General features: G+C 45.0%; 15 protein-coding genes. 11 read left to right on the top strand and 4 right to left on the bottom strand.

Features of this window, described 5'->3' with window-relative positions:
- Nucleotides 1-2: 2 nt before the first annotated feature.
- The 4 genes from LT679_RS02740 (at nucleotide 3) to LT679_RS02725 (ending at nucleotide 5,844) form a co-directional block, all read left to right on the top strand.
- Complete coding sequence (locus tag LT679_RS02740) at nucleotides 3-1,223, top strand: dicarboxylate/amino acid:cation symporter (RefSeq protein ID WP_232175400.1); 1,221 nt, start codon at nucleotides 3-5, stop codon at nucleotides 1,221-1,223.
- 113 nt (nucleotides 1,224-1,336) lie between these two features.
- Nucleotides 1,337-3,796 (top strand): TonB-dependent receptor, encoded by a 2,460-nt coding sequence (locus LT679_RS02735; RefSeq protein WP_232175399.1) that lies wholly within the window; start codon nucleotides 1,337-1,339, stop codon nucleotides 3,794-3,796.
- 6 nt (nucleotides 3,797-3,802) lie between these two features.
- Nucleotides 3,803-5,032 (top strand): PepSY-associated TM helix domain-containing protein, encoded by a 1,230-nt coding sequence (locus LT679_RS02730; RefSeq protein ID WP_232175397.1) that lies wholly within the window; start codon nucleotides 3,803-3,805, stop codon nucleotides 5,030-5,032.
- A 68-nt stretch (nucleotides 5,033-5,100) separates the two neighbouring features.
- Nucleotides 5,101-5,844 carry a DUF3575 domain-containing protein gene (locus LT679_RS02725; RefSeq protein ID WP_232175395.1) on the top strand — a complete coding sequence of 248 codons (744 nt, stop codon included), beginning with the start codon at nucleotides 5,101-5,103 and terminating at the stop codon, nucleotides 5,842-5,844.
- 3 nt (nucleotides 5,845-5,847) lie between these two features.
- On the opposite strand, the gene LT679_RS02720 is transcribed toward LT679_RS02725, so the two are convergent.
- A complete protein-coding gene (locus tag LT679_RS02720) occupies nucleotides 5,848-6,183 on the bottom strand; it encodes a TfoX/Sxy family protein (protein ID WP_232175393.1) in 336 nt (111 codons plus the stop codon).
- Nucleotides 6,184-6,274: 91 nt separating this feature from the next.
- Between LT679_RS02720 and LT679_RS02715 the strand changes: the two genes are divergently transcribed.
- The 5 genes from LT679_RS02715 (at nucleotide 6,275) to LT679_RS02695 (ending at nucleotide 12,141) form a co-directional block, all read left to right on the top strand.
- On the top strand, nucleotides 6,275-7,735 hold the full coding sequence (locus LT679_RS02715; RefSeq protein WP_232175392.1) for an ATP-binding protein: 1,461 nt from the start codon (nucleotides 6,275-6,277) through the stop codon (nucleotides 7,733-7,735).
- Between the two features lie 127 nt (nucleotides 7,736-7,862).
- Nucleotides 7,863-9,260: an ATP-binding protein gene (locus LT679_RS02710; protein WP_232175391.1), complete on the top strand. Its 1,398-nt coding sequence runs from the start codon at nucleotides 7,863-7,865 to the stop codon at nucleotides 9,258-9,260.
- Nucleotides 9,261-9,302: 42 nt separating this feature from the next.
- A complete protein-coding gene (locus LT679_RS02705; RefSeq protein WP_232175390.1) occupies nucleotides 9,303-10,961 on the top strand; it encodes a response regulator in 1,659 nt (552 codons plus the stop codon).
- Nucleotides 10,962-10,965: 4 nt separating this feature from the next.
- Nucleotides 10,966-11,238 carry a UBP-type zinc finger domain-containing protein gene (locus LT679_RS02700; protein WP_232175389.1) on the top strand — a complete coding sequence of 91 codons (273 nt, stop codon included), beginning with the start codon at nucleotides 10,966-10,968 and terminating at the stop codon, nucleotides 11,236-11,238.
- 93 nt (nucleotides 11,239-11,331) lie between these two features.
- Nucleotides 11,332-12,141, top strand: a complete 810-nt coding sequence (locus LT679_RS02695) for a glycosyltransferase family 2 protein (RefSeq protein ID WP_232175388.1) — start codon at nucleotides 11,332-11,334, stop codon at nucleotides 12,139-12,141.
- A gap of 6 nt (nucleotides 12,142-12,147) precedes the next feature.
- Here LT679_RS02695 and LT679_RS02690 read toward each other — a convergent pair whose 3' ends face one another.
- Complete coding sequence (locus LT679_RS02690) at nucleotides 12,148-14,940, bottom strand: PAS domain-containing hybrid sensor histidine kinase/response regulator (protein ID WP_232175387.1); 2,793 nt, start codon at nucleotides 14,938-14,940, stop codon at nucleotides 12,148-12,150.
- Nucleotides 14,941-15,163: 223 nt separating this feature from the next.
- Here LT679_RS02690 and LT679_RS02685 point away from each other — a divergent pair, with 223 nt between their 5' ends.
- Both LT679_RS02685 and LT679_RS02680 read left to right on the top strand, forming a co-directional pair.
- A complete protein-coding gene (locus tag LT679_RS02685) occupies nucleotides 15,164-15,565 on the top strand; it encodes a response regulator transcription factor (protein ID WP_232175386.1) in 402 nt (133 codons plus the stop codon).
- Nucleotides 15,566-15,589: 24 nt separating this feature from the next.
- Nucleotides 15,590-16,777: a sugar transferase gene (locus tag LT679_RS02680; RefSeq protein WP_232175384.1), complete on the top strand. Its 1,188-nt coding sequence runs from the start codon at nucleotides 15,590-15,592 to the stop codon at nucleotides 16,775-16,777.
- A gap of 439 nt (nucleotides 16,778-17,216) precedes the next feature.
- Here the strand turns inward: LT679_RS02680 and LT679_RS02675 are convergent, their stop codons facing one another.
- Nucleotides 17,217-17,831 carry an acyltransferase gene (locus LT679_RS02675; RefSeq protein ID WP_232175383.1) on the bottom strand — a complete coding sequence of 205 codons (615 nt, stop codon included), beginning with the start codon at nucleotides 17,829-17,831 and terminating at the stop codon, nucleotides 17,217-17,219.
- 115 nt (nucleotides 17,832-17,946) lie between these two features.
- Complete coding sequence (locus LT679_RS02670) at nucleotides 17,947-19,110, bottom strand: glycosyltransferase family 2 protein (protein ID WP_232175382.1); 1,164 nt, start codon at nucleotides 19,108-19,110, stop codon at nucleotides 17,947-17,949.
- Nucleotides 19,111-19,112 lie beyond the last annotated feature (2 nt).

Below are 19,112 nucleotides of genomic sequence, written 5' to 3'. Positions count from 1 at the left end.
AAATGAGTAACTGGCTTAAAAACTACAGCGGAATATTATGGCTCATCAGCGGTGTAACCGCCGGTGCCATTGCGGGTTTGGTGATGGGTAAAGAGGTAGTTGTGTTAAAGCCATTGGGCGATATTTTTTTGAACCTGTTGTTTATTGCCGTGGTACCGCTGGTATTCTTCGCTATATCATCGGCCATTGCCAACCTTAATGGCACCAACCGAATTGGTAAGTTACTCAGTGTAACTTCAATGGTGTTTTTGGGTACGATTCTGGTATCAGCCACTTTAACCATCATTGCCGTTAGGCTGTTCCCAGTGCATGAGCAATTAACCGCGCCACCACTTACCGAGCAGATCAGTAAAAAGCCTTTTGGTGAACAAATGGTACAGCTTTTTACTACGTCCGATTTTTACCAGCTTTTCACCCGCTCCAGTATGTTGGCCATGATACTTTTTTCGGTATTGATTGGTTTCGCCGTATTGCGCTCCGGCGAAGATGGCGTACGCTTCGCCCGCTTTTTAAACGCGGGGAATGAGGTTTTCAAGCAACTATTCATCATCCTGATGAAGATGGCGCCTGTTGGCCTTGGTGCTTACTTTGCCTACCAGGTGGGTTATTTCGGGCCGCAATTGTTTGGGGCTTATGCAAAATCATTAGGCTTATATTACAGCGTAGGCGCGTTTTATTTTGTATTCGGATTTAGCGCGTATGCCTTTATAGCAGGCGGCCTCAAAGGGTTTAAACGCTACTGGAAAAACAATATCATCCCTTCGGCAACGGCAGTAAGTACCTGCAGTAGCATTGCCACTATACCTGCCAACCTCGATGCCGCTAAAAAAATCGGCGTGCCCGATTATATTGCTAACATCAGCGTACCCCTTGGCGCCACGCTGCATAAGGATGGCTCAAGCATCTCATCCATCGTAAAAATGGCTGTGGTATTTGCTTTATTCGGTAAAGGATTTGACAGTGTAGAAGTCATTATCAGCGCATTGGCCATAACCGTTTTAGTGAGCATTGTTGAAGGAGGCATCCCCAATGGCGGTTACGTTGGCGAACTGCTGTTTATCTCCGCTTACGGCTTTCCGCCGGAGGCGCTCCCCCCTGCCATTATCATTGGCACACTTGTCGATCCGTTAGCTACCCTTCTGAATTCAACCGGCGATACCGTTGCCGCCATGTTGGTGGCGCGCTTTAGCCACGGTAAAAACTGGATGGAACAATCCGCATAATTTCAATTGATTAAACGTTTCAACACCTTTTTGGTATTTTATTTGGATTTAATCTAAATAAGAACATACATTTGTGGCAATATTAATTACCATCACAATTCGCACCATTTAGTATGACGAAACGTTTATTATCCATTTTTTTGCTGATAAGCTTATCTCTTTGCACCATCATCACTCAAGCACAAACCCAACAAACCGTAAGCGGTGTAGTGCTCGACGAAAAAGGCGATCCACTGCCTGGTACTACCGTAGCCGTTGAAGGCACATCGCTTAGCGGAGCTACCGACTTAAAGGGCCGTTACGCCATTAAACTTGAACCCGGAACTTATACCCTTCGCGTTAGCTTTATTGGCTACGCTTCTGCAGCGCGTAAAATCACTGTTAACGCGGGTAGCAACGTTAATCAAAACATCTCCTTATCAACCGATAATTCATCTTTACAGCAAGTAGAAATTACCGGCCGTAAGGAAAAAACATACAAAACCAAATCCACCTTTATCGGCAACAAAACAGAAACCGATATTAAGGATTTGCCCCAGTCGGTATCTTATGCCAGTAAGGAATTAATGGCCGATCAGGGCGTTATCCGCACCGGCGATGTGGTTAAAAACTTTAGTGGTGTAAATCAGTTCACTTTTTATGATGACCTGACCATTCGTGGTTTCCGCGTGAACGGCCAAAGCAACACCCAGTTGGTTAACGGCCTGCGTACCAGCACCGGCTTTTGGAAACAACCGCTTACCAATTACCTGGAGCGTGTTGAGGTGCTGAAAGGCCCGTCATCAGCGCTATACGGTAACGCCAGCCCGGGTGGTGTGGTTAACCGTGTAACCAAAAAACCGCTGAATGAAACCCGTCGCCAGTTAAGCATGTCATTAGGCAGCTTTAACACCCTTCGTGGTTTGGCTGATTTTACCGGCCCTGCCAATAAGGATAGCTCGCTGCTTTACCGCCTTAACCTGGGTTACGAAGATGCAGGCTCATTCCGTGATTTGCAGTTTGACAAGAACGTGGTTGTTGCGCCATCGCTTACTTTTATAGCGTCCGAAAAAACCAGCATCAACTTTGATATGGTATACAACAGCTCACGCTCAAGGCTGGACAGGGGCCAATCCGTAATTGGTACTGACCTTTACTCTACCCCGCAATCGCTGGCGCTGAGTACCGCTAACGATTTTTTGAACGAGCAAACGTATATTGTTACCTTATCACTAAACCATAAGTTTAATGATAACCTGAGCTTTAACGCCGCCTACTCAAAAACCGGCTACCAGGAAGATTTGTATGAGCACCGCAGTGCCAACGCTTATGCTAAGGATAAATTAGGTAACGATATATCTAATTTGGTTGCTATGCAGGTTTTTCAGCGTAAGCGCAAACGCTATATTGATAATTTGAGTGGCTACTTTAATTATAATGTTAAAACCGGAGCTCTGGAACATAAAATTGTTGCGGGTTATGATTATGGTAGCGAAAAAATGCCTGTTGGCGCGTCTCAACTTACAGCTTCGGGTTACCGTAATGCCACCAACACCGGCACTATTGCAAACTACGCAGCTAAGGACAGCTTAAAATATTTACGTGATGCTAAAGGCAACCCGGTGCCGAATATTCCGTCGTTTGATTTGACTAACTCAATCAATTCACAACGTATGCAGGATGACAGCAAAGCATTTTTTGCTCCCACGACTCTTGCCCCAACCTATTATTATCTGAACGCCGGTTATGTGCAGGATCAGATCAAATTAGGTCGTTTGCAACTATTGGCCGGTATCCGTTACGAATATTATACCGACTTTAACAACTATCTGACAAATACCGAAGTTAAAACACACTCAAGCGCTTGGCTGCCACGTTTCGGCCTGGTTTATACCGCTACTAAAAACATCAATGTTTACGGAAGTTATGTAATGGGCTATAACCCACAAACCGCAGCTAACCTGGCTAATCCTAACGCGGGCGGACCTTTTGATCCCGTTACCAGTAACATGGTGGAATTCGGCGCTAAAAGCAGCTGGTTTGATGACCGCTTAAGCATTACAACAAGTGTATATCAAATTGAGCAAAACAACACGCTTTACAATGCCAACGATGCCACCAACCCCGATCTTTTAAGACAAGTAGGTAAAGAGCGTGCGCGCGGTGTGGAGTTTGATATAACCGGCCGCATAATGCCCAATTGGAGCATCCTGGCATCATACGCGTACAATGACGCCAAAATTGTGGAGAGCTTAAACCCGGTTGAACTGGGATTGCAGAAACCAAACGCACCAAAAAATACCGCCAACATTTGGACAAGGTATAACTTTGTACGTGGCCCGTTGAATGGCTTTGGTTTGGGCGTTGGTTCAAACTACGTAGGCAAGCGTAACCTGTCTATCAACCTTACGCAAAGCATACCGGAATATCTGCTGGTTAACGCGGCAGCTTACTATCGTGTTAATAAAGTACAGTTGCAGTTTAATGCCAACAACATTACCGGCAAAAAATATTGGGTAGGTGGTTATGATTATATCAGGCTGTTCCCGGGTGCACCTGCAAACTACCTGCTAACATTAACTTATGACTTTTAATAGCTTATGATCTGGAAGCGAGTTAAGGCCGTAGCCGCGTGGCTGCATTTATGGGTAGGCCTGGTTACCGGTATCATCGTAGTATTGGTATCTGTAACCGGGTGTATCCTGGTGTTTGAGGATGAGCTTTTTGATACTTTTCACCGCGACCTGGTTGAGGTGAAGCAAACCGGCCCCGCAAGGCCGGTTTCTGAGTTATTGGTGATAGCCCAAAAAAAGCTCGGCAAAAAAAAGCCGGTTACCGATATCCGCATTAATGAGGCTGATCGCAGCTATGTGTTTTCCGCGGCCAAAATCAACAAGAAAGATCAGATAAAGTGGTGGAGTTACTTTAGCCAGTTTAAGTATAAGGATGATGTTTACATTAACCCTTACACCGGCGAGGTACTTGGCGTTATTGACGTTAGATACGAGTTTTTTAACGTTACCGAGCAACTGCACCGACAGTTATTGCTGGTAAAACCGGTGGGCAGCGTTATTATAGGCTCGTGCATTTTGTTGTTTTTGCTGATGATGATCACCGGCTTTATGCTTTGGCTGCCAAAAAATCTGAAACAGCTCAAAAAGAATCTCTCGGTAAAATGGGGCGCCAAATGGAAACGTGTTAATTACGATTTGCACAACAGCTTTGGCTTTTATGTGCTGCCCATTGCCATGATCATCGCTATCACAGGTCTGGTATGGTCGTTCAAATGGTGGGAAGACGGTATTTACCGTATTTTAGGTTCGCCGGGCAAGATTGAGCTGGTACGCAAGGCACCTAAAACAACTACGCCTGCTGCGCAATCGAGTGGTACGCTGGATGAGATATTGCATCACATCCAACAGGAAATCAACCATAGTTACGTTACCATAGGCCTTAACCTGCCCGAAAAGGATGAGCCTACCCTGATGGCTTTTGTTTACCATAAAAACCGGACCGACGGCTGGCGTAACATGAGCTATTTTTATTTCGACATGCGCAACGGTAAGCAGTTCGACAAGTTAATACATAGCCAAAAGCCTTTAGGCTTAAAATGGCGCAACTCCAACAAGGATATCCATACCGGGCGTATTTATGGTTTGGGTACTCAACTGCTGGCTTTTTTAGCCAGTTTTATATGTGCCTCATTACCCATAACAGGCTTTTTAATATGGTGGGGCAAGCGTAATAAAAAGAGCAAAAAACGATCAGCTAAACTAAAGGAGCCTTTAAACAACCCGGAACCTGTTATACAAACCGAAGCTGTAGTTTAATTATTTAACAAATAGATAAACAAATAAAACAGAGGCATCGTATACCCGTAACATAACCTGTGAATATTATGATGCCTTTTGTTAAACATATTGGGAGAGCTTTATGCTTGCCCCTATGCCTTATCTCAGTTGCTACAGCCCAAACGGTGGACTACGATGGCGATAATTACCTAAAGATAAATGTGCCCGCACTCGCGCTCAAAAACATATCGCTGCAATACGAGCGCCCTGTAGGCCAGCAGATATCTGTAGCGCTTAATGTACGCTATGCGCCAACGTCTGACCTTCCTTTTAAACAGGCATTTAAAAATATCATTGACGATGATGAGGTGTCCAAACAAATTGATGGTTTGCGCACCGGCAACTTTGTAATCGCGCCTGAGTTTAGGTACTACACCGGCGGGCAGGCAGGCCGCGGTTTTTATGTTGCGCCTTACGTAAGGTATGCGCATTACAGCGCCCAACTGCCTTTTAAATACGACTATAATGGTACGGAGAAAATCTTCCCGCTGGAGGGCAGCCTTAACGCCTTTTCGGGTGGTGTGATGATAGGCACGCAGTTTAAACTAAGCCGTTTGCTGTATTTGGATTGGTGGATCATCGGCGGCACCTATGGCCATTCGTCCGGCCGTATTGACGGCAGCGCCCCGCTGGACGAGAATGAGCAACAAGCTTTGCGGAATGAGCTGGAACAATTTAAAAACGGATTTATTGATACTAAATACCGGGTAGACCAAAACGGCGCAACTGTTGATCTGAACGGCAAATGGATCACCGCCCGTTTAGGCTTGGCATTAGGTATACGTTTTTAAGATTTACTTTTTTGATGCCCAGGCCGCAGGATTGTAGCCTAATGCTTTGTTAACCCATGAGTCTACATCGGCCTGGGTATTTAATACCGCTTCATTTACATAAACATACCCTTTCATCAACCGCCCGCCATGTACCATTTGTTGTACGCCCGGTAATTGCAGTTCGTGCTCGTAATTATCGGGGGTAAGTCGGCACATTAAGTAAACGTCGCCTACGCAAACGCACATCTTTCCATCAACCATAAAGCAAACGCCGCCAAACATTTTCTTTTCCGTCGCGGTAGCAGTTTGCATTAACGAGTTTCGTACTAAATCGAGTAATAAAGAATTTGCAGCCATGGCTAAAATACCCGTTAATTTTTGTTAACTATTAGTTGTAAAAATACGTATAACACACTTTAAGTAAACCGTCCTGCTTGCTAATCTCTACATGAATTTTTCGGTTATAGATATAGAATCAGAAATGCTGCGTGCCGTAATTGACGAAACGCCCGCTCCTACCGCGCTTTACACCGGCGCCAATATGCTTATCAAGCTGGCTAATAAAGCCATGCTCAATGTTTGGCAACGGGATGAAAGCGTTACCGGGATGCCGTTTGATACCGCCTTACCTGAAGCCGATAAGCGACTGCTTACATCGGTGCTTTACCATGCCTATAAAAACCGGCAGTTGGTTGAATTGAAGGAGCAACGCATAGAACGCGTAATCAATTATCGCCCAAAAGCATTTTACTATAATTTTACCTTTAAGCCGCTAATTAACAGCGATGGATATGTTTGGGGCGTGCTGCAAACCGCTACTGACGTTACTGACCAGGTAGAATCACGCTTTCAACTGGCAGAGGCCGAAGAGCGGCTGCGCCTGGCTATTGATTCGGCCGGTTTAGGTACCTGGAGTATTGACGCAACCAACATGCAGGTATATCCCTCTGCACGAACGAAGGAATTTTTTGGTTTGCAACCGGATGAGGAACTCTTGTTTAGTGAAGCTATAAACCGAATTGGCGAAAGGCAGCGCCCGCTGGTTGTTGAAGCGATAAATAAAGCCTTTGAACAAGGCGGCGGCTGCGATATGGAATACCCGATAACGGACCCTAAAACCGGCAGGCAGCGCTGGGTACATTCAAACGGAAAGTTATATTACGATGCCAATGGCAAGCCGTCTAACTATTCGGGTATCATGATTGATATTACCGAACGCAAGCAGGAAGAAATACGCAAGAACGATTTTATTGCCATGGTAAGCCATGAGCTGAAAACGCCGCTTACGTCAATAAAATCATACATCCAGATATCTATCAGCAAGGCCAAGAAGCTCAATGAAGACTTTATTGCCGGGGCGCTTACCAAAGCCGACCTGCAAATTGTTAAAATGACCAAGATGATACGCGGTTTCCTTGATCTGTCGAAGCTGGAATCAGGGAAGATCAGCTTATCGCCAGAAGTGTTTGATATCAGTGATCTGATCAGCGAGGTTGTAGCGGAATCGCGCTTTATAAACAGCAACCACTTTATTGAAATTGACCGTAACGATTCTGTCATCATAAATGCCGACCGTAACAAGATTGCACAGGTGCTTGATAACCTGCTAAGCAACGCAGCCAAGTACTCTCCGCTCGAAACGGAGATTTACGTGAATAGCGTAGTTACCGAACACGAGGTAACTATATCGGTGGCTGATAAGGGCATCGGCGTTAAAACACAGGATCTCGACAAGCTGTTCGATCGTTTTTACCGCGCTGATAATGAGGTTATGAAAACCGTAGCGGGATTCGGTATCGGCCTGTACATCGCGGCAGAGATTGTGCACCTGCATCAAGGTAAAATATGGGTAGAGAGCAAGGAGTATGAGGGCGCCACCTTTTACTTTAGCCTGCCTTTAAATACATAAATTCCGGCTTCCTTTCCAATCGGCCTGCCGGCATTCACACAAAAGGCGGTTACAACAGTTTTGTGCTTTGTAAAATAGTGGAATTTTAAAAAATCTGCGCTATTTTTACTAACGCAAAACACTACCAATGTATACTGTAACTGCTGATCAGCTAAAAAAAATTGAAAGCCTGCAAACTGTACCTGAAGACCAGTTGCAATGGCTTATAGAACAGGGCGAAGTTCGGGAATACGAGTCCGGCGAACGTATATTTGAAGCCGGCGCCCCATTAAATATCACCATGGTTGTGCTGGAAGGCAGTTTCCGGATATGTATGGTGCAAGGCGGCAGTATTCGAGAACTCGCCGTGCTTGGCGAAGGCTCCATAACCGGCTACCTGCCATTTTCGCGTGGTAAAAAACTTACCGGTTACGGTGAATGCGTACGTAAAATGACGGCGCTGGTATGCCCTGCCGAAAAAGTACAGGAAAGCATAAAGTTGCATTACGAGCTTACCGAAGCATTGGTACACATCATGACCAACCGCGTGCGCGATTTTACGGCCTTACAACAGCAAAACGAAAAAATGATGGCGCTGGGCAAATTATCAGCCGGCCTGGCGCATGAGCTGAATAACCCGGCAGCCGCTATTGTACGCAATACATCGGCATTAAAAGAACAGTTAAAACAATACCCGCATATTTTTAAGCAAATAGCCGCGGTTAAACTAAAAATGAGCGAGGTTGACCCGATCAACGTCTTTATTCAGGACATTATCAACAGGCCGGATAAACCGGTTTTGAGCATGCTCGAAAAATCGGCCAAGGAAGATGAGATGATGGACTGGTTGGAAGACCACGAGGTGAACAGCTACGAAATGGCTGAAACGTTAGTGGATGTAGGCTTTGCCGTTAATGACCTGGAAAAGCTGCGTGACCAGGTGGCTGTTGATTGCGTTTCGCCGGTGCTGGTATGGATCAATAATACGCTGATGACGGACAAACTCGTGTCAGACATTGAAGAAGCATCGCGCCGCATAAGCGAGCTGGTTACATCCGTAAAGAATTTCACCCACATGGATATGGCCGCCGATAAGCAGCCGGTTGATATTAAGGAAGGCATCATCAGTACGTTAAAGATGATGATCTACAAGATCAAGAAGAACAATATCAACATGGTTAAAAGCTTTGCCGAAGACCTGCCTAAGGTTAATGCCCGCCCCGGCGACCTTAACCAGGTGTGGACAAACCTTATAGATAATGCGCTCGATGCCATGGAAGGCAACAATGGCGACACGCTTAAGATAAGTACGCAACGTGACGGTGCTTTTGTACAGATCAAGATTACTGATAACGGCCCGGGCATACCTGAGGATATCCGTAGCCGCATCTTCGATCCGTTTTTTACTACGAAAGCAATGGGCAAAGGTACCGGCATGGGGCTCGATGTTGTAAACCGCATTATTCAGCAGCATAATGGTACCATCAAGGTAAAATCAAAACCCGGCGAAACGGAATTTGAGGTTTGCCTGCCCTTAGATCAATAATTAAACAATCACAACCAACAATCTACCACCACTAAACAATAAATGGATCAGCCGATAATATTTTTAATTGATGACGACCCGCAGGTGTTGCGGGCAATTAACCGCGACCTTCGCTCAAAATATCGCCAGGATTACCGCATACTCAGCACATCATCGGCAAACGAAGCCTTGAGCAGCCTGCGCGAGCTGAAGAATAAGGGCGAGGTTGTAGCCGCTTTTATTTCAGACCAACGCATGCCCGAAATGCAGGGCGTCGACTTTTTGACCAAGGCGATGGTATTTTTTCCTGATGCTAAGCGTGTTTTACTTACCGCATATTCTGATACCGATGCTGCCATAAAGGCCATTAACGATGTTAAGCTTGACTATTATCTGACGAAACCATGGGATCCGCCTGAAGAAAAGCTTTACCCGATAATTGACGATCTTTTGGACGATTGGCAGGGCAGCTACCGCCCGGATTTTAAAGGTATAAAGGTTTTGGGCTATCAATTTTCGCCGCAATCGCATGAGGTAAAGGAGTTTTTGGCAGGCAACCTGGTACCCTATCAATGGGTTGATATGGCTGATGAGGAAGGAACGCGCCTTTGCAATGTAAACAACCTGCAGCCTAAGGATTTCCCTGTGCTTATTTTTGAAGATGGCGAGGTGGTAAAACGCCCAACCATTATTGATGTAGCGTCAAAAATTGGTCTTAACCCGCGTGTAAGCAATAATGTTTATGATGTGGCTATAGTTGGCGCCGGTCCTGCGGGCCTGGCGGCATCCGTTTACGGCGCATCCGAAGGTTTACGCACCCTGCTTATTGAAAGGCACGCACCAGGCGGACAGGCAGGGACAAGCTCACGTATAGAGAATTACCTCGGCTTCCCAAGCGGCTTGAGCGGCTCAGACCTTACCCGCCGTGCTATTACACAGGCTACCCGTTTTGGTACTGAATTTTTATCGCCGCAAATGGTAAAGGAAATACGAATTAAAGATGGTTACAAAGCCATCGTACTAAACGACGAAACCGAAATTAACGCCAAAGCCATTATTATAACCACCGGCGTTGATTACCGCAAGCTGGAAACCAAGGGCGTGAACAACTTTACCGGTGCCGGTATATATTACGGCGCGGCTAATACCGAAGCCCTCTCCTGCCGCGACAAGCAGGTTTATATTGTTGGCGGTGGTAACTCTGCCGGGCAAGCCGCGATGTATTTGTCTAAATTTGCTAAGCAGGTTTGTATCATCATCCGCAGGGAAGACCTTACATCTACCATGTCGGCGTACCTTATTGAGCAGATCAATGGTGTGGAAAATATATGTGTTAAGGGATGCAGCGAGATAACCGAGGCCAAGGGCGATGATAAACTGCGCGAGCTTACCATAACTCACTTAATTTCGGGCGATGTGGAAACGGTTGAAGCAGATGCGCTTTACATATTCATCGGTGCAAAACCTTACACTGAGTGGTTGGGCACCAACATTATTAAAGATAATAAGGGCTTTGTTGAAACCGGACGCGAGCTTAACCGTTATGATGGTTTTGATAAAATATGGAAAATGAAACGCGACCCGTACCTGCTTGAAACCAGCACACCCGGCATATTCGCCGCCGGTGACGTACGCGCCGGCGCCATGAACCGTGTTGCATCAGCCGTGGGCGAAGGCTCAATGGCCATTAGCTTTGTACATAAATACCTGGCCGAAGTATAACATCATGGATCAACCAACAACATGCAGCCACATCAGCGCTATAATACAAGTTACCATTGGCGACGAATATGTTTGCGATGAATGCATAAAAAACGGCGGTACGTGGGTGCACCTGCGTACCTGCCAAACTTGTGGTATTACGCTATGCTGTGATGCTTCGCCGTATAAACATATGACCAAGCATTACCACCGCTCGCAGCACCCGGTAATTGCCTCGGCCGAGCCGGGCGAACGCTGGCTGTGGTGCTACCCGGACGAGGTATTCACTGAATATTAATGCCGGTTTTAAGGTGATGTAAGCGCCTATGTATCTTATTTTAAAAAGAAGCGTATAAGCGCTTATATTCATAATGTAACCTTTGCCCCGTAAATGAAATCAGTTTTTATACCATCATACATAACGCAATACCTGGTAAAAGATCACTCTGCCGAAAACTTTGAGCGTATCCGCGCGGCGTATAAACAGCTTTCAAAGGATACTGAACCGTTAATTTCGGTGGTGATGCCCGCTTATAATGAGGAAGAGAACATTGTTCAAACACTGGCATCATTATGCAACAACAGCACCCAGTGGCCGGTTGAAATACTGGTGGTAAACAACAACTCTAAAGATGCTACCGAGCAGCTTATTAAAAACTGCGGCGTTAATTATGTGCTTGAAACTACACAGGGCATTACCCCCGCCCGTAACTGCGGGCTTGGGCAGGCCCGTGGCAAATACATTTTAAATGCCGATGCCGACACTATCTACCCTAAGGATTGGATTGAGGAAATGGTTAAGCCGCTTGTCACTAATAACAATGTGGCCATCACCTACGGCATATTTTCTTTTATCCCCATTGGGAGCACTGGCCGCGTAACTTATTATTTTTACGAGTGGTTTGCCGAACTAAGCCGCTTTTACAATACCAAATTTAAAAGCGAAGCTGTAAACGTTTATGGTTTCAACTCCGGCTTCCGTAAAGAACAGGGCCTTCAGGTTGATGGCTTTAACCACCCTCCCGGCACTAACGAGGACGGTTATCTGGCCCTGAAGCTAACCCGCAAAGGCTTTGGTAAAATGCACCGGGTATCAGCCTCAAAAGCAATTGTTTGGACAACGGACAGGCGCATACAAATTGACGGCGGCCTGTGGAAAGGCACCTGGAAACGCCTTAAACGCGTTTTAAATATCAAATAATACGGGTTAATTAAAAGCTTCCGGGTAATCTGCTTTAAGTTGCTGGCTTACCTGGTTTAACTTTTCTTCAAGTTCGTTTACAGTGGCGTGGGGATTAGCAGCGGTACGGGTTTCAAGCATGCGTACTGGCTCTTTCAATATCTCAACGCCCATATTGCCAACAGTTGATTTGAGCTTATGCGCCAGTGAGCCCACAGTTTGCCAATCGCCACCTGAGGCGGCTTCTTTAATCTTACTCAAATCCTGCGCGGTTACGTCGCAGAACATCTTGATCATCTTGTTATTGAATGCCTGGTTTCCCTTGCTTATACTATCAATTATAGAAAGATCGTATAACTTAACGGTGGTGTTCATGGGTAGCGGGGTATCTTGTATAGGGGTATCTTGGGGTATTTCTAATTTCTTTTCGCCTGAGAACTGCGATGCAGCTTCCTGCATAACTTTATTCTCAACATTGTCAGCATTGTTTAAGGAAGGCGCGCTATCTCCTCGTGCTTTATCCTTCGCTATAGTTTCAACTATTCTTTCGTATAAATGTTCTTCAGAATATGGTTTTGTAACGCAATCATTCATGCCGGCGTTGGCGTAATACTTACCATCACCTTTTAACGCGTTGGCTGTAAGCGCAATAATAGGCACATCACGATAAAGCGGATTTTCAAGCTGCCTGATATGGCGCGTGGCTGTTAAACCATCCATTTCGGGCATCTGGATGTCCATCAGTATTACATCATAATATTTATTGGATGCCTTTTGCAGCGCTTTTTGGCCGTCTTCGGCCGAATCAACCTCACACCCCCAGCTTTCTAACAACGTTTTCACCAGAAACATATTCAACTCAACATCTTCGGCTACCAAAACGCGTTTGCCTTTCAACTTGTCCGGATCGTACTGGCCATCGTTGCCGTTGTAACGCTGTATGTACACCAGGCCCTTTTTTAAGGTGAGGCTGAACGTAAATTCAGTACCTGAATTTACCTTGCTATTTACCTTGATGTGGCCACCTTGCATTTCAACCAGGTTTTTCACAATGGCAAGCCCCATGCCTGTACCGCCCTGCTGCCTCACCATATTTGAGGTGGTAAGCATAAACGGATCAAATATGTAAGGCAAGCGGTCGTCGCTGATACCAATGCCGGTATCGGCTACCGAAAATTCAAGCAACACCCTATCGTTAGCATTGTAGAGCATTGCTGATGAAACAGTTACGGTACCGGTTTTAGTAAATTTAATTGCGTTACTTAGCAGGTTTGACAATATCTGGATAAAGCGCGATTCATCACCTATTACTATAAATTCCTCTGGCAGACGATTCTTTAACACCAGTTCCAGATTTTTTTGCCTGGCTTTTAACTGGAACAGTTGCAGTGTACGATTAAGTTTATTGGTGATGTTATACGGGCGGCTCTCAAATTCCAGGTTGTTTGAAGTTATTTTTTCAAGGTCGAGCAGATCATTCACTATGGCTAATAAACTGTCTGCCGATTCGGCAATAAGTTTCACATAGCCTTGTTGCTGCTCATTCAATGGTGTTTTTGAAAGCAACTTATTTAAGCCGAGCACACCATTCATAGGTGTACGTATCTCATGGCTCAAATTAGCCAGGAAAATTCCCTTAGCCTGCGCCGCACTTTCGGTAGCATTTTTAGCTTTACGGAGCTCTTTTTCGATGTTTATCCGGTCGGTAATATCATGCGAGAAACCGATGATATAAGATTGGTCGGTATCAGCACCCACCACATAACTTTGATAAAACAGGTAAACCGTGTTTTTACCATCATGATGCATGGCCCTGAAAACGCCGCGGGCATGGCCTTTTGCTTTTAGCTTATTCAGGTAGAGCTTTTCGAGTTTGGCGCCATCTTCATCGGTGAGGTACTGCGCGATGTTTTTGCCATTCACTTCGTCCTGCTCAAAACCGAGCGTATCGGCAATTGCCGGATTTACGGAAAGGATATTACCATTAAGATCATGCGTGTAAATCAACGCCGGGCTCAGGTTGTATTGTTCACGATATTTTTTCTCGCTGATGAGCAATTGCTCCTCGGCTCGTTTTCGGTCGGTAATGTCAAAACTGTAACCAACCACAAACTTCACCTCACCCTGATGATCCAGCACGGGGTACATATGGCGCAGCTTATACAGCTCTTCGCCATAACGGTTGATGATCGTTTCTTCCCAGGTTTTTAGCTTATGCGATTGCATCACCTCGTTAAAGTGTGCGCGCCGCTCCTGTGCAAGGCTTTCCGGCCGGTTGGTAAGCCAGCAAAAATCCTCGTCGCGCAGGCCTATCATCCGCTCACGCAAGGCTGTATCACGTATGGCTGCCTGGTTTATAAATATATAACGGTGCGAGGTATCAAACACCACAACCTCGCCCGGTATCTCATTCAGTATGTCAAAATAAAAATCGAGCTTGTTTTTAAGCACCGGGTCAGCACTTCCACCGCCTGCTTTTTCGTTCGGCAAGCCGGTGATACTGTTACCGGCAAAAAGATACTGATCGGTAGCTTTTAAATATTCCAGCTGCCCGTGTACGTATAAGCCTGGTTTACCGGCCGGGGTTAGTGTTAGCGACCGCCCTATCTGAGAAGACAGGTAATGATTATTGATGGTATCGCCGGGTTTATCGGCAATAGTGAAATGTTGCGCAAAACTGCCATACTCAGGCAGGGTTACAAAGTTGTTAAGCGCGGCACCGCAGGCATCAATTTTTAGCTCCTGATTGCTTATCAATATGTAATAAGGAAACAAACGGCCAAGCTGCTCTGCATTAAAAAAAAAGTGCGATACGTTCATCAACCAACGAAATGTGTTAAGCGAAGTTACTATTAAAGTACTTACATCAAAACGGCTATTAATAATTACTTAAAACAGTATTAGAAAATATTTATTTTATATGTCACCAACTTATATACTGCATTTTTCGTAATAATGTTACACAGAAAATAAATGTAAGTTTAATTGGCAGATAACTAAACGTTGGATATTTTTATACAGAAACAAAAAATAAGCGAAGCCTATGGCATTTACTGATACTAATAAAATTAAAATACTTGTTGTTGAGGACGATCCGTACATGCAGATCATTCTGAACGAGTTTTTGAGCTCGACCTATGAGGTTGAAATTACTGATAATGGTATGGCGGCGCTTGCTTTTTTGCAGAACGGCAATATTCCCAACCTTATTTTATCCGACTATAATACGCCTGAAATTACCGGTTTGCAATTGATTGAACAGGTAAAGGCCAGCGACTTCTTTAAATCGATACCGATCATTATTCTTTCGGGTGAAGAAAGCTCTGAGAAGAGAATCAAGTGCCTTGATAGCGGTGCAGACGATTTTGTTGTAAAACCCTTTAACCCTGCGGAGCTTGCCGCACGTATAAGGGTAGTATTAAGGCGCGTTGAAAGGCCATTGTAAACAGATAGAGGAAGGTATTTAATCATGTCAGACACGAACGGAAGCATAATTGCACTGGTTAATTGCAGCAATAACATAGTTGACTTTTTTAAGGGCATGAACCTGCCTGTAAATGATGTAACATGTTTTAATGATAACCAGGAACTTACCGAAGCGCTTGAAAAAGGCACCAGCATTGCTGCCGTAATTTCGCAAAGTGAAATACTGGCGCCGGGTGGCGTACAATTAATTGAAGCCATCAAAAAAACGCGTGCTGACGCGCCGCCGTTTTTTTTGGTGGTAAATCACCTGAGCGCTAACCTGCGTAAACTCGCCCTTGAATCGGGCGTGGTGGATGTTTTCTGGCAGCCAATGATGGCCGATAACGTTGAATCACGCATCAACTTTACGCTTACGCAGTGGAGCAAGCTTAAAACCAACCTGGTTAAAAAAGTACCTGCTCCAAAGAAAACACCAATAGGCAAGCGCATATTCGACATTGTTTTTGCCGGTGGTGTATTACTGGTGTTGTCTCCTCTGTTCCTGATCATTTACCTGGCCATTAAGCTTGAATCGCGCGGACCCGCGTTTTATTATTCATTGCGGGTAGGTACAGGTTATAACGTGTTTAAGTTTTACAAATTCCGCTCAATGTATGTAAATGCAGATCAGCGCGTTAAAGACTTGAAGCACCTTAACCAGTATACTATTGACGCGCAAAGCAAGCAGGAAAAATCTGCAAGCGACAACACAAACTTTTTATGTGCCGAGTGTACGCAATATGGTAAGTGCCAGTTCCCGCTGCATGCCGACAAGGTTACCTGGTGCGAAAAACAATACATCAGCTCAAAACGTGAGGGTGGTGACTCTGCTTTCTTCAAGATCAAGAATGACCCGCGAATTACCAAGATTGGTAATTTTATACGCAATACCAGTATTGACGAGTTGCCACAATTGTGGAACGTTATTAAAGGCGACATGAGCATTGTGGGCAACCGTCCGCTGCCACTTTATGAAGCAGAAAAACTAACTACGGATAAATATGCTTTGCGATTTGCCGCACCGGCGGGTATTACCGGCTTATGGCAGGTTGAAAAACGTGGCAAAGCTGAAATGAGCGAAGAAGAACGCCTGATGCTCGACAACTATTACGCCGAGCACCACAGTTTATGGAATGATGCCCGTGTGATATTAAAAACCATACCGGCGTTGCTCCAAAAAGAGCAAGTTTGATCCTACTCAAATTCTTTTATCAACTAAAAGACATAGGTAGGGTAATAAAGTGCTCTTTCAAAATTACTTTGACAGGGTTTGCTCAAATTAACTTTGGTCTGCTCTTGGCCGCAGAGGCCAGTTACTTTACCTTAGATGCAAAGTAACCAAACATCAAGCCGGAAAAAACCTTCAGCCGCACATGCCATACTCCCGGCCCGGTTTTCCGGCAGGCCCACGCTCTTTTAATCATTAAAAAAATGGGGAGACCACTCATAACCAACTTCTCCGGCCTCTTAATTTTCGGGTAGCACTGATAATTCACTGCCTTAATAGAAAATTAAAAAGCCGGCAATTTATTCGCTGTTGCTTATTTTTTGTGGTGCTCATGAGATCGCTAACGCTTAGTTTTATTTCTTCTGATCGCTCAAAAGAAATTTAGGACATGTAACAACTATACTTATACCCTAACCCAATCGTTCAATTCAAAATCGTAACGCTTAATCACGCGGGCAGGGTTACCCACGGCAACCGAATAGGGCGGAATATCTTTGGTAACCACAGCCCCTGCGGCAACAACACTGTGCTTGCCAATCGTTACGCCTGATGTAATTACGGAATTGGCGGCTATCCAGCAATCGTCCTCAACCACAATAGGCGCTACTAATATTTTTTGGGCATGGATAGGTTGGTTAACATCGCGGTACTCATGATTTAAGCCGCTTGCAACTATATTTTGCGCGAATATTACATTGTTGCCAATACGCACAGGACCGATTATCACATTACCCATACCTATCAGCGAGTTTTCACCGATTGATACATCACCGACGCCGTTATTTACAGTGCAAAAATCCTCAATAGTTGAACCTGCACCCAATTGAAACTGATTGAATGGCAGCACATCCATACGCGTACGGCTGCGTACCTTTGAGCCCTTGCCCCGCTTGTGTATAAATGGGTTTACAAACCATTTAACCCAAAGGCGCGGCCTCGCCTCACCGCTCGGTATCAGCATCCAGTGTACCAGCTTTTTCAGCTTGGGGTTATTCTTTATTTTATCTTTTAAAGACATTTTTTGGTGAGTGGTTAGTTGTGAATTGTGAGTGAAGAGCGGCAAGTTAAGATTAGCAGGGTTAGATCGTTAATTTTAAAGATCACTCACCACTAATATCTCATTACTCTCCAAACTACTGCCTCTTCGCTTTCTCCCATATCGCACTTTGTTTACCTGCCGAGTAGCGGAATATTCCACGCACAACGGCGTAATTCATCATGCAAAAATAGTATGGAATGAAAAATATTTTCACCTTTATTTCTCTCGCTTCCAATATCCAGCCCAATAGCGCCATTCCATAAAAACCTATCTGCGCTATCAATATAAGCAAGTAAATACCATATACACCCTGAGCTACAATAGCTATGTTTAACAACAGCGCGAGTATCATTAAAAAGGGCACCACCGTCCACCGTAACACCCGGTGACTGATGTACTGAAAGCTTAGTATAAAATTGCGCAAAGGATTTAACAGTGGTTTTAAACGGAGAATAGACTGTATGCCACCTGCCGCTATCCTGATCTTGCGTTTAAGCTCCTCACCTACGTTTTGCGATGCGGTTTCGGTAGCGTAAGCATCCGGCTCATAAATAACCCGGTAGCCATCAATAGTAACCAGCAGCGATATCATAAAATCATCCAGAATGGTGTCAGGCTGTACGGGCACGTACAACTCGCGGCGTATGCTGAACAACTCCCCTGCTGCCCCTACAACGGAATATAGCTCTGAGTCCCAGGTTTTAAGTTTTGATTCGTATTTCCAGTAAAAGCCTTCTCCTGCAGTAGCATCCGCGGTTTCATCAATATGTACGCGTTTTTCTCCCGCCACAGCACCTACCTTTTTATCGGCGTAATGACGGCAGATATTTACAATGGCATCCTTATTTAAAAAGGTATTGGCATCTGTAAAAACCACAACCTCGGTGGTTACTTCAGTCATGGCGCGGTGAACGGCAGCTATTTTACCGCTGCGCCCGTCCTTATGCATCAGTTTAACCCGCGGAAACGTTGAAACAATAGCGGCGGTATTATCGGTCGAGCCATCGGTAATAAAAATAAACTCCAACTTACCTTCAGGATAGTTTAGTTCCAGGCTATTCTGGATTTTTTCGGCAATAAAACGCTCTTCATTGTAGGCGGCAACCACCAGCGTACAGGTTGGCAGGTTTACAACATCGGGCAAAACAGGTTTACCTTTAAGCGCGCGCTTAATTTTTATTAAACCAAACAACACGATGCCATAGCCTACAAAGGCATAAAAAACTATAAACAGGCTTAGCCAGAAAGTAACTATCATAT

This window comes from Mucilaginibacter roseus, from assembly GCF_021215455.1.
In the GTDB taxonomy this organism is placed as follows: domain Bacteria; phylum Bacteroidota; class Bacteroidia; order Sphingobacteriales; family Sphingobacteriaceae; genus Mucilaginibacter; species Mucilaginibacter roseus.
Note: the sequence above shows the minus strand (reverse complement) of the source record. Positions and strands in the feature narration are given on the sequence as shown.

What these genes read in the sequence shown, in the direction of transcription:
- LT679_RS02740 (WP_232175400.1), top strand. Translation starts at nt 3, where the DNA reads ATGAGTAACTGGCTTAAAAACTACAGCGGAATATTATGGCTCATCAGC.
- LT679_RS02735 (WP_232175399.1), top strand. Translation starts at nt 1,337, where the DNA reads ATGACGAAACGTTTATTATCCATTTTTTTGCTGATAAGCTTATCTCTT.
- LT679_RS02730 (WP_232175397.1), top strand. Translation starts at nt 3,803, where the DNA reads ATGATCTGGAAGCGAGTTAAGGCCGTAGCCGCGTGGCTGCATTTATGG.
- LT679_RS02725 (WP_232175395.1), top strand. Translation starts at nt 5,101, where the DNA reads ATGATGCCTTTTGTTAAACATATTGGGAGAGCTTTATGCTTGCCCCTA.
- LT679_RS02720 (WP_232175393.1), bottom strand. Translation starts at nt 6,183, where the DNA reads ATGGCTGCAAATTCTTTATTACTCGATTTAGTACGAAACTCGTTAATG.
- LT679_RS02715 (WP_232175392.1), top strand. Translation starts at nt 6,275, where the DNA reads ATGAATTTTTCGGTTATAGATATAGAATCAGAAATGCTGCGTGCCGTA.
- LT679_RS02710 (WP_232175391.1), top strand. Translation starts at nt 7,863, where the DNA reads ATGTATACTGTAACTGCTGATCAGCTAAAAAAAATTGAAAGCCTGCAA.
- LT679_RS02705 (WP_232175390.1), top strand. Translation starts at nt 9,303, where the DNA reads ATGGATCAGCCGATAATATTTTTAATTGATGACGACCCGCAGGTGTTG.
- LT679_RS02700 (WP_232175389.1), top strand. Translation starts at nt 10,966, where the DNA reads ATGGATCAACCAACAACATGCAGCCACATCAGCGCTATAATACAAGTT.
- LT679_RS02695 (WP_232175388.1), top strand. Translation starts at nt 11,332, where the DNA reads ATGAAATCAGTTTTTATACCATCATACATAACGCAATACCTGGTAAAA.
- LT679_RS02690 (WP_232175387.1), bottom strand. Translation starts at nt 14,940, where the DNA reads ATGAACGTATCGCACTTTTTTTTTAATGCAGAGCAGCTTGGCCGTTTG.
- LT679_RS02685 (WP_232175386.1), top strand. Translation starts at nt 15,164, where the DNA reads ATGGCATTTACTGATACTAATAAAATTAAAATACTTGTTGTTGAGGAC.
- LT679_RS02680 (WP_232175384.1), top strand. Translation starts at nt 15,590, where the DNA reads ATGTCAGACACGAACGGAAGCATAATTGCACTGGTTAATTGCAGCAAT.
- LT679_RS02675 (WP_232175383.1), bottom strand. Translation starts at nt 17,831, where the DNA reads ATGTCTTTAAAAGATAAAATAAAGAATAACCCCAAGCTGAAAAAGCTG.
- LT679_RS02670 (WP_232175382.1), bottom strand. Translation starts at nt 19,110, where the DNA reads ATGATAGTTACTTTCTGGCTAAGCCTGTTTATAGTTTTTTATGCCTTT.